A 14,591-nucleotide genomic window follows, 5' to 3' on the forward strand; every position below is an offset into this window, starting at 1 on the left:
TATGCCTAACAATGTTTGTATCCTGTAGCCAGGATGGAGATGCAAATGATGCCTCTCAAACTGAAATGACCGCAAAAAATGGCGGTTTATCGCAAAAGGATGTTGATGAATTGAAGGCATTGTGCGCTGGGTTCAGCACAAGTTCAGAATTTCTTACATATCGGTCTATGGCTGCTGAATTTGGCCATATGATGAATGGTAACATTAACAAAAACTGGACGGCCAGAAAAGACTTAGAAACATGGCTTGCTGTTAATGTGGGGCAAACAAAATTTGCTACAGCACAGCAAGGCCTTGACATGTTTGATAATGTGACCGCTAGCGGCACAGTATTTTTAAATGCCAATACAAAGTTTTTTGATGCTTTGCCCGGAGCTTCACTTGGGCAGGTGCATATTATATTAGAGCCTATTGCACCTGAACCTCCAGTTATGATAGCATATAATGAATGTATGGATGATTGTGTTGCTGCTGCCAGTTCAGCAATGGATTCTGCCCTTACAAGTTGGGAGTATTCCGTTTGGTTTGCCGGCAATTTACCTGCATCACAACAAGCAGCTTATTTAGCTTTTGCAGATGCTAATTTTGAATGGGCATTGGATAGTGCTGTATATTTTGGAAACCTTTGTTTAGATGGATGTTAATAATTTATCTAAATAACATAAAAGATAATTTAAGCACGGTTTTTTGCCGTGCTTTTTTATTCCTCCAGCGCCTTTAACTGTTCTTTTACTGCTTCGGTGTAGCCATAGCTTAGATGTGCACTTTTTTGTCATAGTACCTCTAAATAATCTAGTTGTATATCGGGTGCGCTTTCTTCTTCGGTTAGTATATCTCGATTTCTCTTGCTCCATATCTTTAAAGCCGTATTTCAGCCTCAGGACATATTCAAAGGCACTTGTACTTATAATAAAGCAAGTGATGTTTAGGAGTTGAATTTCTTAAAGTTAGATTAACTTTGATTAAAGTTACACTAGAAAAACTATATATATTAATATTTACAGACAAAAAAGCCGCACCTGTACAGGTGCGGCTTTTTAAACCAATTAATTACAATTTACGAAGCTACGGCAGGTAAAACCATAACCTGGTTTCGCCTTACATCGCCGTGGGTATCTTCGGTTATTTTTGTGCCCAGCACTTCAACCGGCCTGAATATCATCAGCTCGTTTTCATTAAAAAACTCTGCTGCAATAACATCATAGTCATCGGGGTGCAGTATAATGGTTTCATATTCAGATAGGTTGTGCTCCAGTATGTACTCCTGCAGCATATCGAGGCAAATGTGACGTCTCATATATCAGGTTAATTAAATTTAACTTCAAGTACGTCAATCTCATCCTCGCTAATCTCATCATTGTTATCGGCAATAATATTAATCCCTGAAATACAAAGCGACTTTGCTTTCTTAGCGCTGTTTGCCACCAGTTTGTCAAAGTTAGACGGGTGAAGCATCAGCATAACATTATCGGTAAGTGCGTTGGCAAGGATAAATTTTTTGATTGTGGCAAGATCTATGTTCTTTTTCATGACAGTACTTTGTTAAAGGTTAGTGATACAAAGATGGTTGTTATACCTTTAAAATTTTTGTAACGTATTGCCAATAAAAGATTAAAATTCTTTAAGAAATTGCCTGTTAACCTGCACATGCTTTATAGACAGCCAAAATAGCTGAATTTCCGGCAGTTTAACCTTTGTGTTTTGAGAGCCAGTTATAAAGCCTTTCGGCATCTTCTTTTTTAAACAATCCTGTACCGGGGTTCATAGTAGCCGCCGAACCACACGCAACACCCATCCGTGCCATTTGCACCGGCGTACCGCCTTGCGCCAGCACCGAAACCATTCCTGCCACCATGCTGTCGCCTGCACCAACGGTACTCAGTTTTTTTACAGATGGTGCTGCTATATGTATGGTTTCATCCTGTGTTACAAGATAAGCGCCCTGCGGCCCCATAGATACCACCACTACTTCGGCATTGCCGGCGGTTACAAGTTCTTTGGCGGCATCATCAGCGGTTTCATTGTCCAGATGTTCTTTGTTGGCAATCCTGCTTAATTCGCCAATATTCGGCTTCAGGAGGTAAACACCTTCTTCCAGCGCGGCGGTTAGTGCCTCGCCCGATGTGTCTGCCACTACTTTGCTGCCTTTGCCTTTTGCCAGTTTAACCAGCTTTTTAATGTAACCGGGTTCCATTCCCGGGGGCAGGCTGCCGCTTATTACCACCACTTCAGGGAAAGGAGTAATATTATTTATAGTATCTAAGATTAGTTGTGCCTCATCTTCGGATAGCGCGTCTCCCGGCATACCAAAACGGTATTGCTCGTTGTTAGAGGTATCTACCACTATAAAATTTTCGCGGGTTTCAGCAGCGACACTAACCGGAAGTGAATTAACATTTTCTTCTTTAAGCAGTTTTTGCAGTAATTCGCCTGTACGCCCGCCCGATGTAAATAAAGCAGTTGTACCAACACCCAGCCTTACCAGCCCGCGCGATACATTAATGCCGCCCCCGCCGGGTTCATATTTTGGCTTTTCGCAACGCAGTTTCTTTTCGGGCTTAATATTTGCCACGCTGCTGCTTTTATCTACAGTAGGGTTAAGGGTTATGGTTAAAACGTTGGGGTTCATTAAAAGTATGTTGTTTCGTAATTATTCTTTGTTCTTTTTTGCTTTAATCATGGCTTCCAGCATATCCCACATATCTTCGGGTATTGCTTCCAGCAGGTTAAACTGCCCTGCACCTTTAAGCCACTCGCCGCCATCTATAGTAATAACCTCTCCGTTTATATAAGCCGAGAAATCAGAAACCAGGTAAGCCGCAAGGTTTGCCAGTTCCTGGTGGTCGCCCACACGCTTAAGCGGAACTTTCTTGGCAAGGTCAAACTTTTCCTTAAGGTCGCCCGGCAGCAGCCTGTCCCACGCACCTTTGGTAGGGAAGGGGCCGGGTGCAATGGCGTTACTACGTATGCCATATTTTGCCCACTCAACTGCAAGGCTGCGCGTCATGGCAAGCACACCTGCTTTTGCCGTAGCGCTTGGCACTACATAGGCAGAGCCTGTCCATGCATACGTAGTCACTATATTCAATATCGCAGACGATTCCTGTTGGGTATCTATCCAGTGTTTGCCAAAGGCAAGGGTACAGTTCTTAGAGCCTTTCAGCACTATGTCTATAATGGTATCAAATGCGTTGGCAGAAAGGCGCTCTGTGGGGCTTATAAAGTTTCCTGCGGCATTATTAAGCAGCACATCAGCTTTGCCGTAGTGGCTTAATACCGCCTGCAGCATTTTCTCTACTTCCTCATAATGGCGCACATCACACTGCACGGCAAGGCACTGCCCGCCTATTTCGGCTTCAAGCTCTTTGGCAGTAGCCTTTAGTTTTTCAAGGTCGCGCGAGGTAATGGCGGTTTTTGCGCCAAGTTCCATAAAATATTTTGTCATCGACTTGCCGAGGCCGCTGCCGCCACCAGTTATAACTATAACTTTATCTTTTAAAGCGTCTTCACGAAGCATTTTTGCAGTATAATTCATAATGGTATGTAGTGATTGATTTACCGTAAATGTAAGGAATATTTTTACAGGCTTTTGGCAACAAGGGCTTAATATGGTGTTAATCATGCTAAAGTATTGCTAAGTATATAGCATGGCAATAACAGGAGGTTTAATTTTAAGTGTGTGAATTTTTTACCTTCGTAATACCATGACAAAAGAAGAAATACTCCATAGAATACGCGAATATGCCGATGATGCCCACGGTAGCCAGATGCGTAAGTATACTCCGGAGCGGTATATAGTGCACCCTGTCAGGGTTATGGAAACGCTGTGTGGTTAGACCGACAGGCTGCCTTTGTTTGCGACGGCGTTATTGCATGATGTTTTAGAGGACACTCCGGTAAAACCGCAGCAAATGCTGGAGTTTTTAAAAGGTATTATGAATGAAGATGAAGCTGAGGAAACCCTGATGTTGGTTGTAGCGATGACTGATGTTTTTGTGAAAGAGGATTATCCTGCCCTTAACAGGAAACAACGCAAACAACTGGAGATTGAGCGTATAGCTTTAACAAGTGCCGATGCTCAGACTATTAAGTATGCCGATATTATAGATAACACGATTGATATTACTGCCAACGACCGAAATTTTGCACCACGTTACCTTAAAGAAGTTTTTGCCATACTTAAAGTGGCAGATAAAGGCAATGCTGAGCTTTATGCTAAAGCGCTGCAGGTTGTAAGAGACAGCCTTAATAATGTTAATTTACGCTAATTTATTGGCTTTAATTTAGGACTTGTTTGTGAAGGAAATTCCTTAATTTGGTTGTACTAAATCAATCATCAATTATGGATACGAATCAACAAATTAAATTACTGGAGAACAGGCTTATAGAGGCAATGAAAGCAAGCGATGTTGCCACTCTTGATGCCCTTATTTCGGATGAGCTTATCTTTACAGGCCATTATGGCGACCTTTTTTCTAAAGAAGCAGATATAAATGCGCATCGTGAAGGTAATATTACTATATATGATATTGTTATTTCCGAACAACATATTAAAGCATATGATGATGTTGTAATTGTATCGGTTAAAAAAGAGATAAGCGGCAGTTTTTTTGGTGATACCGAAGTAGGCTTGTACCGTTTTACCCGCGTGTGGAAACAACTGGGTGACGAATGGAAAATAATAGCTGCACACAGCACGCAGATTGTGCGTTAAAACAGCCTTATTGTAAATCTATTAACATTTACTGAGCAGAGAGACTGCTTTTTGTTTAGTAGATTTGTAAATAAATTCGCTATTTAATGAACATAAAAGTAATTGCGTTTGACGCTGACGATACACTTTTTATAAACGAACCTTATTTTGAAGAAACCGAGAAGAAGTTTTGCGGGATTATGGAAGCCTACCTTTCGCACCAAAGCCTCTCTCAGGAGCTGTTCAGGACACAGATAAACAACCTCCCGCTTTATGGCTACGGCATAAAAGGATATGTACTCAGCATGATAGAAACTGCTATTAAGGTTTCTAACGGTACTGTAAGTGTTAAGTGTATCGAAATGATAACTGAGTTGGGCAAAGAGCTTATACAAAAGCCTATCGTGCTGCTGGAAGGGGTAGAGGAGACATTAAAAGCTTTACAGCCGCATTATAAACTGGTTGTGGCAACAAAAGGCGACCTTAAAGACCAGCAACGCAAGCTGCACAACAGTGGCCTGGGGCATTACTTTCACCATATAGAAGTAATGTCGGATAAAAAAGAGATAGATTACCTAAAGCTAATCAAGCGCCTTGATATAGCACCCCACGAGTTTTACATGGTGGGCAATTCATTACGCTCTGATGTGTTGCCGGTGCTCGAAATTGGCGGCTATGCCTGCCATGTGCCTTTTCATACTACCTGGGCACACGAAATGGTAGAGCACAATGTAGAGCATCAAAACATGAGCGAGATAGCTAATATTACAGAGCTTGTGCCGCTGTTATTACCAAAGAGTGCATAACTTAATTTTATAAAACAGGTTAAAAATGGCTAAACAAAACTATAAGAACCACATACGGTTCTATCCGCCCCATCATTTTGTGTTCTATCCGCTCATGCTGCTATTTGTAATTGCGGTTGCTTATTTTGCATCGAAGGCAGATGATGATAAACAAATATGGATATTTACAGGCATGCTGGGTATGGTGGTAATATGGCTTTCGTTCATGCTGCGCCAGCATTATGCGCTCACGTTGCAAAACAGGCTGGTGCTGCTGGAGCTGCGTTACCGCTATTTCGTTACAACGGGCAGGCGTTTAGAGCCTCTTGAAGAAAAACTTTCACAGGGGCAGTTATTTGCACTACGTTTTGCACCGGATGATGAACTGCCGGGGCTTGCAGAGCGTGCTGCAAAAGAGAACCTTTCGGCAGATGCCATTAAAAAAGCAATTAAAAACTGGAATCCTGACCACAGGAGGGTTTAAATCAGAAAAGAATAACCAAAGCAAAAGCGTGATAAAGAAATATCCTTATCACGCTTTTTATTTGAATTAGGTTCGGAACTTATATAAAATTCTTACTCTAACTCTTCTCTGTTTCTGCGGTCATTTTCCTGGCCGTACTTGTTTTGCTCTTCGTCATTATAACGGCCCTGCAATACATCATCGTCCTGTTGCTCTTGCTGTATGGTGCGTTGCGTCATGTCTTTAGCATTCCAGTCATTATCTTTAGTGCCGTCATTTGTTGTGTTAGCTTCTTTTTTGGCTTTCCAGGTGTCCTCATCTTCATTAAAAGTCTTTGAATCTGCATCGCTCGAATCTTCAGCTTTTCTTTCCTGTCCGCGGTAATTGTCTTTATCCATGGAAGGATCATTAAGGCCATTGCCTTTATTGCTCATTCCATATGGCTCATGGTTGCCAAGGTGGCCCGTGTTTTCGTTCGGTTCTGTACTGTTGCCATTGTTGTGGCGGTTATTATCAGTTTCCATACTATCTTATTTACGTGTTTATATTAATCCTTTTGCGATGGTTTAGGATAGGCTTCTTTGCCTGACGAATCTTTTTTATCTGTTTCTTTTGCCAGCTTGGATGCCGCCGAATCCCTTTCGCTTGATACCTTTGGTGCCGGGGTTTGTTTTTTCTCTTCAGACATAGTCATTTATATTTATATTTTGCATTATAAAGTTCGTTATTACTAACCCCGGAATGAACTTATTTAACGTTGCCTGTTAAATGAAATGTTATAAATGTGAAGTCATACTGCGCTCTTGCCTGTAAAATGGCTGATTATCTAAAAGCAATGATTTGTTGGCTATGTACTTTTAACAAATAATTGATACTGTCGGTTTTGCTGTAATGCTTTACTTGCTGTAAATTAGTAGGATAAATTTTATACTATGGCTTCAAAACATTGGGAAATAGATCCTGCACATTCCGAAATCCATTTTAAAATTCGCCACTTGCTTATTTCCAATATTTCAGGTGCGTTTAATATCTTTTCAGGCACTATGGTAACACCTGTGCATGATAATTTTAAAGATGCCTATTTTACACTTAAGATAGATGTTTACAGTATAGATACCAATAATGAAGACAGGGATGAGCATTTAAAATCAGACGATTTTTTTAATGCGGATGCCTATCCCGAAATTACTTATCTCTCAACGGAGTTTACCCATATAGATGGTGATAACTATAAGCTTACGGGCGATTTAACTATAAAAGGCACTACCAGGCAGGTAACCTTTGATGTATTATTTGGAGGGCAGGCAAAGGATGGCTTTGGCATCAGCCGCGCCGGATTTGAAATTAATGGGGTAATAGACCGTAATGATTTTGATATACATCCTGCAGAAGCGGCTGAGGCGAGTGGTATTATACTTGGCGAAGAAATTAAGCTTCATGCCAACATACAGTATATAAACAAGCCTGAATAAAAAACCATCCTGAATGGCTAAAGGCCCGCAGGATGGTAATTACAATTGGCGGTATTGGTTTTACTCTCCAAAGTGCGTGTTACCACGCACTTTTTTATTATCAGGGTGGTCGGCCGGGTAGCGCTCCTCATCAATATCTGAATTAAAGTCGCGGTTTTCTGCCGTTTCCATATCTTCTTCTTCATTGGCTGTGCCCCTGTTCTTATCTACAACTTTACCATTGCCGTTCTCAGCACGGTCAGACTCTGTTACCGGTACAGCCCTTTTTTCATCTACATCGCGCGCACGTGCGGTTGTTTCTGTTTCGCCCTCCTCATTCTTTTCCAGTTCTTCTTTCATCCTGTCTTGGCTCGGGTCGTAATTTTTGGGCAGGTTCTCCCCGCTAAAGCCTTCATTTTTTGGGCTTTGTTTTTCTTCGTTATTTATTTTTTTAGAACCTAAATCTTTAGGGTCGTCCGTTCCGTTTGCCATATCCTTGTGTTTTGTTTGTTACTGTTTAGCGGTAATTCATTATAAAATCATAATGAGAATTTACAATATCATTTACGGTGTCTTCAAGCGTCACATCCAGTGTGTTGTAGCCGTCTTTCAGCTTACCTTCAGATGTAAAATAATCAGGCAGCTTATATTCCAGCAACACATCATCAAGGTAAATTTCAGTTATATTAAAAGATACTGTATAGCTCGACTGGTTAAACTCAAACCGAATGTCATATTTTATTTTGTGGTAAAAGTTTTCGCCGCGGTTACCGTAGTTAAAAGCATTTTTTTTATAAGCCGTTATTGTTATACTGTTTTGCGTTACGTTACTTATATCGCTGCCTTCCTGAGTGCGGTTATAATCTTGTGCCCAGTTTTTGGTTAATGAAATAAGTTTTTCATTAGATGTTGCCGGTATATCAACCGTTACTGCATCAAACCCATTGGGTGTTAATGCAAATTCGGGTGGTTGTGCATGCAGCATGCCTAACACAAAAAAACAGGCCATACCAAAAAAACTTTTCATATTAGACCTTTTTTAGTGCCTTTTCAAACTCTTCTTTAATCCTGTTTGTCGATACAAGGAATGGTTTTTTGCTTATACTTATAGTAATATCATCTCCTGCAATAGCATAAGAACCTTCAAACTTGCCCACAGGTGTGCTTCCTTCAAAGCTGCCCTGCTGCTCATCGCCGGCAAGTTTGCCTTTATCGCCAATTGTGCTTTTTATCTTGTTTAACAGCCCCGCTTTGTCGCCAGGATATTTAATAGTGAACTGGTCCATGTAAAATGTTTTTGTTAGATGTAAATTTAACTAATGCCTGGTGCAAAAGCTGTTTAGTTTTTGTTAAAGCATTTTAATGTAGTTTATAAAAATGTTAAAATACACACAAATAGGTATTTTACAGTGTTTTACAATTAAATATATTTGGATTGAACTCTAAATGTATAACTATGAAATCAATCAGTACTTATTTAAAAATGGCAGCACTGGTATTTTTTGCCATGCTTGCTTTTGGTTGTGATGAGGAAGACCCCTCTGAAACCTTTAACCATGACGATACAAGCAATTATTACGGCGACTGGAAGCGCAGTAATATGGAATCGTATGTGCGTTTTGAATCTTCTACAGCAATTACCTGTGTGGGTGGGCAGGAAACCTTTGGGACTTTTAACGCATCAGAACCTTCTATGACATTTGTGGTGGGCGGAGAAACCATAAAATTTCCGCTTCAGTTTGATGGTGACAGTATGCTGGTAGGCGTTCCCGACCAGGCCATTGACACCCATAATGCACAGGTATATTACCGCAGCGATAACTTTCCGTGTGATGGTGGAGGAAATGGCGGAGACGGTACAGGTAATGTTATGTTCTGGATATCATCTGATTTTGGGTGCGGCAATATTTCGGTAACGGTTAACGGATACGGCGGCGCTATTACCGGATATTACAATTCGTCACCGGATTGCGGTGCATCGGGTGCAGCCAATTTTACCCTGCCTGCCGGCAGCTATAACTTTACCGCAAGCTGCTCCGGCTATAGTTGGGATGGTACAGTTACCGTATCGGAAGGTTCCTGTTATAAAATGCAGCTAACCCTTTAACCGGGTTTAATGATAAAGCCGCCTTTTGCATTGTCAAAATAAATGTTTTTGTCATTAAAAAGGCGGTTAAAAATATCCATTTCCCTAAGCAGGGCAGGGGTGTTTTGTATTACACCCTCGCTTGTCATTACAATTACCTCATCGCTTAATTGCAATGCCAGGTCTAAATCGTGGGTAGAATATAAAATGCTCTTACCTGTTTCTTGGGTTAGCTGTTTTAAAAGCTTTAGCAGGCTTACTTTGTGGAGCAAATCAAGGTGTGTGGTAGGCTCATCCAGCACAATAATCGGGGTATCCTGCGCAAGGGCACGTGCTATAAGTACTTTTTGTAACTGCCCGTCGCTTATCTCATAATGCTTCTTATCTGCAAGGTGTTCCAGTTGCACCATTTGCAAAGCCTCGTTAGTTTTAGCGATATCCTCTTCTGCAAGCATACCAAGCCAGTTGGTATAAGGCTGCCTGCCCAGCGCAATAAGCTCATAAACTGGAAGATTGCTTGGCGGCAACGCTTCAGTTAAAACAATGCTGAGGTTTTGTGCAAGCGTTTTGGCAGAGTAGCTTCTTATATTTTTCCCGTTAAGCATTACCTCTCCCTGTAAAGGCTTTTGAATACCTGTAAGCGTGCGCAACAGGGTAGATTTACCAATACCATTAGCGCCAATAAGTGCGGTAAGGCAGCCTTTTTGAAGCTGTACCGATACATTGTTTGCTACAGCAGTAACTTCTTTACCGTTACGGTAGCCAATGCTTATTCTGTTAGCCGATAAAATTGTAACTTCCTCTTTCATAGCCCTATGAATAACTTCTGTTACGTTTTCTCAGTAAAAGCCATATAACCACAGGCGCCCCTACTATAGATGTTACTGCGTTTATGGGCAGGGTAAGTTCACTTCCAGGTAATTGGGTTACTATATCACAAACTAACAGCACTATAGCGCCGGATAACAACGTGCCCCAAAACAACACCAGATGATTGCTTGTCCGGAAGGCAAGTTTTGCCATATGCGGCACAGCAAGCCCTATAAACGCTACAGGCCCGGCAAAAGCCGTAATAGAACCTGCCAGTATGCTCGTGGCAAGTATAATGATAAAACGTGCCCTGCCAAAGCTGATGCCCATGCTTTTGGCATAACGCTCGCCAAGCAACAGTGCATTAAGAGGTTTTATACAGGTTGCCGCAAGCACTATACCTGTTGCACAGGCGGCGGCAAGTATAGCAATGTTTTCCCACGACAGGCTGCCCAGGCTGCCCATTGCCCAAAAAGTGAATTTCTGTAATTGCTGTGCCGTGCTGAAATAAGTAAGCACACCAACTATTGCGCTGGTAAAGCTGCCAAACATTAGCCCTACTATAAGTATGGCCATAGTATCGCGCAGCCGTGCAGCTACTGAAAGCACTGCAAGCAGTACAAAAAAACTGCCCAGCATAGAGGCTGCCACGGTACCGTATGATGAGAGGAAAAGATCTTTTACCATTACGGGCAAAAAACCTGCACCTAAAATTACAAAGGCAACCCCAAGGCTGGCGCCGGAGCTTAACCCCAGCACATAGGGCCCTGCAAGCGGATTACGGAAAAGGGTTTGCATCAGCAGGCCGCTTAAAGAAAGCCCCATACCTGCCAGAACGGCCGTTATAGCTTTTGGTAACCTGTAGTTTAATATAATAAACTCCCAAGTGGCTTTGCCGGCACCCTTGCCTGCAAGTGTGTTTACCACATCGTGAAAGGGAATGTTAACCGAGCCCAGGCTAAGGTTTAGCACAAACAGCAAGGCAAGGGCTGCAGTGAGCACACCAAACAAAATGATATTTTTTTTTCCCGCCTGCAAATGATATTATTTTAGCTTTTCGAAGAATTGCAGTTCATAATCAGGTAACAGCCCGGAGTGCAGTATTTTCACAAGGTCTTTCAGTACCAGGTCGGGGCGGTTTGGGGCAAGTTCATAATAAATAACCCCGCCTGTTGCACCTTTCCTGCTGCTGAAAGAATATACCTCACCATTCTTATACGCCTTAAATTCGGTATAATGCGGGTTATCGTCCGCCATTTCCTGTAACGATGTAAACTGTCCCGGCCCAATCCAGTAGTCGGCATTATGTGCTTTTTCCAGTACGCTTTCAAAAGAAAGGGTGTGGCTGCCTGTGCCGCTGGTATCGCTCCACAGGTAGTTGGCATGGGCATCTTTTATAAAAAGGGCAGCCCAGCTACTACCCTGCGGCAGGTACCAATGGTCCTGATACATGGCACCGCTTAAAACAGTAGGTTTATTAGTGGCTTTCGCTGCAAGCGCAAGCGCGGCTTTATAGTCGGTTTCTATCTTACTAAAAATGCTGTCGGCCTGTTTTTGCTTGCCGTAAAGCTCACCAAAAAACTTTATCCATTCGGCTTTGCCAAGCGGCGATTGCTCTGTCCAGTCGCCATTATACAAAACAGTTATGCCGCTTTGCTGCAAAATATCCATTGTTTTGTTATCGCTGCTTATGCTGAAACCTACAACAACATCAGGAGAAAGGTCTATCATTACCTCTGTGTTCATCCTTTCATTAGCGCCTGTTTCGCGTACTTTGCCTGCATTTATAAGCGCTCTTGTTTTTTCCGAAGAAATATAATCTGTCCCCGGAAAACCAATCAGTGAATTTTCCTCTCCAAGCATCTCTAAAGAGGGTATATGTGTGGTTGAGGTTACAACCACGCGCTTAACAGGTACCTGTACTGTAGTATAGCTTTTAAGGCTGTCGGGCACTATTGCGCCTTTTTGCTTCAGCACATAGGTAAAGCCTTCTTTGGCTTCGGGCCAGGGCTTGGTTACCTTAACAACAGAATAATCATCATACCGGTAAATAGCCAGCCCGCTTGCGTAACTAATGCTGTTACCTGCATTTTTGGGTGCATCTGTTGTACTTTGCTGTTCGTTTTTACAGCCATAAAGCAATGCAATAATAACAACGGAAAGTATGCTAATGTAGTTTTTCATAAAAAATATTGGCAGTTGCAAAGGTATAAATTAAATATTTCAATAGTATTCTTATATTTGCGGCGGTTTAAGGTTGCACAGGTTGTATTAGTCTGTGCATTAAAAGGGAACCGGGTTAAAATCCCGGGCTGTACCCGCAACTGTAAGCTTACCCGTTTTAACGGGGGCTGTTGTTAACTGCATGCCACTGTGGCCACGCGCCATGGGAAGGAAAACAACAGTACGCAAGCCAGGAGACCTGCCTTATGCTGTAACCAATACAGGGCCTTCGGGAAAAAAGGCTCAGGAAAATATGGCTTTACAAAAACCTTTTTATTTTATTATGTTATTGCTGTGCCCGTACCTTTGGGCGCAACAGGATAGTATTACCCGGCTTAAGGAGGTAATAATATCTGACACCCAGTTGCAGGATTTTTCGGGTACGCAGTCGGTTTTACGTATAAACGATTCTGTAATTATGCGTAACGGCTCTTCGTTAACCGACCTGCTACGCTACAACAGTGTGGTGTATTTTAAAGAAAACGGGTTGGGCATGGTTTCTTCGCCATCATTCAGGGGGACTACCGCGCAGCAAACTGCTGTTGTTTGGAATGGCATTAACATTAATTCACAACTCAATGGCCTTACTGATTTCAATACCATAAATACCCGCGACTTTAGCAGTATCGCCGTAAGGGCAGGGGGCGGAAGTGTTATATATGGCAGCAGCGCTATTGGCGGCAGCATCCACTTAAATAACAATCTTACTTTTGCAGATACCATTGCCAACAGCGTATATGCAAACTATGGGAGTTACAACACTTTTGGCATTAATTATAATGCGAAAGCATCTACAAAAAAAACGAGTTTAGATTTTAGTATTACTCACAACAGTTCTGATAACGATTATGAGTACCCGGAAACTGATGTTAATAATGAAAACGGTCAGTTTTATAACCTGAGTGCCAACCTTGCTCTCGGTTTTAAGCTGAATGAAAACAACATACTCCGCCTGTATAATTATATATATGACAGCGAAAGGCACTTTTCAGGCACGGTAAGCGCGCCTTCATTAAGCAAATACCGCGACAGGAACTCGCGCAACATGGCTGAGTGGCTGGGTACATACGGGCGTTTTACATCTAAGCTTAAAGCTGCACTGCTTACAGAGCATTATAAGTATTATGCACGTGCATTAAACCCGGACTATACTTTTGGAAAAGTTAATACCCTGATTGGCAGGTATGATATTGCCTATCAGGCAGCTAAAAATATAAAGCTGAATGTTATAGCCGATATTACCCATAATGACGGTAACGGTTCTGATATTGAGGAGGCATCCCGCACGGTTACATCTTTTAGCTTTTTGATGCAACATAATGTTACAACAAGGTTGTATTATGAAGCCGGACTTCGCCGCGAGATAACCGATGCTTATGATAGCCCTATGCTTTTTTCGGCTGGTGCCCGTTACAGTGTGTCCGATTTTTATGCGGTAAAGCTTAATGCATCACGAAACTTCAGGATTCCTACGTTTAACGACCTGTACTGGGTGGGCAGCGGCAACCCCTATTTAAAGCCTGAAAGCTCTTACCAGGCAGAAATTGGTAATGAATTTACTTTTAACGCCCTAAAGCTATCGGTAACTGGCTATTACATTAAGCTGAAAGATATGTTGCGGTGGATTCCCGTAAATAACGTTTGGCGCCCGGAAAATGTTGGAAAGGTAAATACCTATGGCGCTGAAGCTATTGCAGGCTGGCAGAAAAGCTTTGGTAACAGCAATCTTACTGCCGATGCTACCTATGCCTATACTGTTTCGAGGGAAGACGGCAGCAGCAACCAGCTTATATATGTGCCTTTGCATAAAGTTACTGCCTCAATAGCCTACGGCTACAAAAACGCATCTGTTTACTACCGCCACCTGTATAACGGCAGCGTATTTACCACATCTGATAACAGCGATGAGGTAGAAGCCTATAATGTGGCAACACTTGGAGCAGAATATACCATCGGTATTTGCGGTGGGCTTACTGTGGGTGTACAGGCGCACAACCTTTTTGATGCAGCCTATGAAAATGTTACCAAGCGCCCTATGCCGGGCAGGAATTACAATATGTACCTTAACTTCAAATTTTAA

General features: G+C 42.2%; 21 protein-coding genes and 1 riboswitch. Of the genes, 9 read left to right on the forward strand and 12 right to left on the reverse strand.

Annotation, left to right across the window (positions count from 1 at the left end; translation table 11 throughout):
• Nucleotides 1–644: hypothetical protein (locus Q0K96_RS06450; protein WP_297333187.1), on the forward strand; the 644-nt coding region annotated here is incomplete at its 5' end.
• Nucleotides 645–1,057: 413 nt separating this feature from the next.
• On the opposite strand, the gene Q0K96_RS06455 is transcribed toward Q0K96_RS06450, so the two are convergent.
• The 4 genes from Q0K96_RS06455 to Q0K96_RS06470 form a co-directional block, all read right to left on the reverse strand.
• Nucleotides 1,058–1,297, reverse strand: coding sequence for a hypothetical protein (locus tag Q0K96_RS06455; RefSeq protein WP_223053313.1), 240 nt, complete (start codon nt 1,295–1,297; stop codon nt 1,058–1,060).
• Nucleotides 1,298–1,305: 8 nt separating this feature from the next.
• On the reverse strand, nt 1,306–1,530 hold the full coding sequence (locus Q0K96_RS06460) for a hypothetical protein (RefSeq protein ID WP_297333188.1): 225 nt from the start codon (nt 1,528–1,530) through the stop codon (nt 1,306–1,308).
• A 157-nt stretch (nt 1,531–1,687) separates the two neighbouring features.
• Nucleotides 1,688–2,629, reverse strand: coding sequence for a 1-phosphofructokinase family hexose kinase (locus Q0K96_RS06465; protein WP_297333189.1), 942 nt, complete (start codon nt 2,627–2,629; stop codon nt 1,688–1,690).
• Nucleotides 2,630–2,650: 21 nt separating this feature from the next.
• Nucleotides 2,651–3,535, reverse strand: coding sequence for an SDR family oxidoreductase (locus Q0K96_RS06470; RefSeq protein ID WP_297333240.1), 885 nt, complete (start codon nt 3,533–3,535; stop codon nt 2,651–2,653).
• 169 nt (nt 3,536–3,704) lie between these two features.
• Between Q0K96_RS06470 and Q0K96_RS06475 the strand changes: the two genes are divergently transcribed.
• The 5 genes from Q0K96_RS06475 to Q0K96_RS06495 all read left to right on the forward strand — a co-directional run bounded on the left by Q0K96_RS06475 (nt 3,705) and on the right by Q0K96_RS06495 (nt 5,962).
• A complete protein-coding gene (locus Q0K96_RS06475) occupies nt 3,705–3,836 on the forward strand; it encodes a hypothetical protein (protein WP_297333190.1) in 132 nt (43 codons plus the stop codon).
• Between the two features lie 75 nt (nt 3,837–3,911).
• Nucleotides 3,912–4,268 (forward strand): hypothetical protein, encoded by a 357-nt coding sequence (locus tag Q0K96_RS06480; protein ID WP_297333191.1) that lies wholly within the window; start codon nt 3,912–3,914, stop codon nt 4,266–4,268.
• A 74-nt stretch (nt 4,269–4,342) separates the two neighbouring features.
• Nucleotides 4,343–4,714, forward strand: coding sequence for a nuclear transport factor 2 family protein (locus Q0K96_RS06485; protein WP_297333192.1), 372 nt, complete (start codon nt 4,343–4,345; stop codon nt 4,712–4,714).
• A gap of 86 nt (nt 4,715–4,800) precedes the next feature.
• On the forward strand, nt 4,801–5,499 hold the full coding sequence (locus Q0K96_RS06490; RefSeq protein ID WP_297333193.1) for an HAD family hydrolase: 699 nt from the start codon (nt 4,801–4,803) through the stop codon (nt 5,497–5,499).
• Nucleotides 5,500–5,524: 25 nt separating this feature from the next.
• Nucleotides 5,525–5,962 (forward strand): DUF6526 family protein, encoded by a 438-nt coding sequence (locus Q0K96_RS06495; protein WP_297333194.1) that lies wholly within the window; start codon nt 5,525–5,527, stop codon nt 5,960–5,962.
• Nucleotides 5,963–6,054: 92 nt separating this feature from the next.
• Here the strand turns inward: Q0K96_RS06495 and Q0K96_RS06500 are convergent, their stop codons facing one another.
• Both Q0K96_RS06500 and Q0K96_RS06505 read right to left on the reverse strand, forming a co-directional pair.
• Nucleotides 6,055–6,465 carry a hypothetical protein gene (locus tag Q0K96_RS06500; RefSeq protein ID WP_297333195.1) on the reverse strand — a complete coding sequence of 137 codons (411 nt, stop codon included), beginning with the start codon at nt 6,463–6,465 and terminating at the stop codon, nt 6,055–6,057.
• Between the two features lie 23 nt (nt 6,466–6,488).
• On the reverse strand, nt 6,489–6,629 hold the full coding sequence (locus Q0K96_RS06505) for a hypothetical protein (protein ID WP_297333196.1): 141 nt from the start codon (nt 6,627–6,629) through the stop codon (nt 6,489–6,491).
• Nucleotides 6,630–6,873: 244 nt separating this feature from the next.
• Here Q0K96_RS06505 and Q0K96_RS06510 point away from each other — a divergent pair, with 244 nt between their 5' ends.
• Complete coding sequence (locus Q0K96_RS06510) at nt 6,874–7,413, forward strand: YceI family protein (RefSeq protein ID WP_297333197.1); 540 nt, start codon at nt 6,874–6,876, stop codon at nt 7,411–7,413.
• 60 nt (nt 7,414–7,473) lie between these two features.
• On the opposite strand, the gene Q0K96_RS06515 is transcribed toward Q0K96_RS06510, so the two are convergent.
• Genes Q0K96_RS06515 through Q0K96_RS06525 form a run of 3 tightly spaced genes read right to left on the reverse strand, consistent with a single transcriptional unit; the run spans nt 7,474 to nt 8,678 of the window.
• Nucleotides 7,474–7,884 (reverse strand): hypothetical protein, encoded by a 411-nt coding sequence (locus Q0K96_RS06515; RefSeq protein ID WP_297333198.1) that lies wholly within the window; start codon nt 7,882–7,884, stop codon nt 7,474–7,476.
• Between the two features lie 25 nt (nt 7,885–7,909).
• Nucleotides 7,910–8,419 (reverse strand): hypothetical protein, encoded by a 510-nt coding sequence (locus tag Q0K96_RS06520; RefSeq protein WP_297333199.1) that lies wholly within the window; start codon nt 8,417–8,419, stop codon nt 7,910–7,912.
• Nucleotide 8,420: 1 nt separating this feature from the next.
• Nucleotides 8,421–8,678: a hypothetical protein gene (locus Q0K96_RS06525; RefSeq protein WP_297333200.1), complete on the reverse strand. Its 258-nt coding sequence runs from the start codon at nt 8,676–8,678 to the stop codon at nt 8,421–8,423.
• 170 nt (nt 8,679–8,848) lie between these two features.
• On the opposite strand from Q0K96_RS06525, the gene Q0K96_RS06530 reads away from it, so the two are divergent.
• Nucleotides 8,849–9,499 (forward strand): hypothetical protein, encoded by a 651-nt coding sequence (locus tag Q0K96_RS06530; RefSeq protein WP_297333201.1) that lies wholly within the window; start codon nt 8,849–8,851, stop codon nt 9,497–9,499.
• Here the strand turns inward: Q0K96_RS06530 and Q0K96_RS06535 are convergent.
• Genes Q0K96_RS06535 through Q0K96_RS06545 form a run of 3 tightly spaced genes read right to left on the reverse strand, consistent with a single transcriptional unit; the run spans nt 9,496 to nt 12,472 of the window.
• A complete protein-coding gene (locus tag Q0K96_RS06535) occupies nt 9,496–10,287 on the reverse strand; it encodes an ABC transporter ATP-binding protein (RefSeq protein ID WP_297333202.1) in 792 nt (263 codons plus the stop codon). The two genes, Q0K96_RS06530 and Q0K96_RS06535, sit on opposite strands and share 4 nt — an antisense overlap.
• A gap of 4 nt (nt 10,288–10,291) precedes the next feature.
• On the reverse strand, nt 10,292–11,326 hold the full coding sequence (locus Q0K96_RS06540; RefSeq protein WP_297333203.1) for an iron ABC transporter permease: 1,035 nt from the start codon (nt 11,324–11,326) through the stop codon (nt 10,292–10,294).
• 6 nt (nt 11,327–11,332) lie between these two features.
• Nucleotides 11,333–12,472: an ABC transporter substrate-binding protein gene (locus tag Q0K96_RS06545; RefSeq protein ID WP_297333204.1), complete on the reverse strand. Its 1,140-nt coding sequence runs from the start codon at nt 12,470–12,472 to the stop codon at nt 11,333–11,335.
• A gap of 53 nt (nt 12,473–12,525) precedes the next feature.
• Nucleotides 12,526–12,733, forward strand: a riboswitch (cobalamin riboswitch).
• Nucleotides 12,734–12,764: 31 nt separating this feature from the next.
• Between Q0K96_RS06545 and Q0K96_RS06550 the strand changes: the two genes are divergently transcribed.
• Nucleotides 12,765–14,591, forward strand: coding sequence for a TonB-dependent receptor (locus Q0K96_RS06550; protein ID WP_297333205.1), 1,827 nt, complete (start codon nt 12,765–12,767; stop codon nt 14,589–14,591).

Source organism: Flavobacterium sp. (assembly GCF_024305175.1).
Taxonomy (GTDB): domain Bacteria; phylum Bacteroidota; class Bacteroidia; order Flavobacteriales; family Flavobacteriaceae; genus Flavobacterium.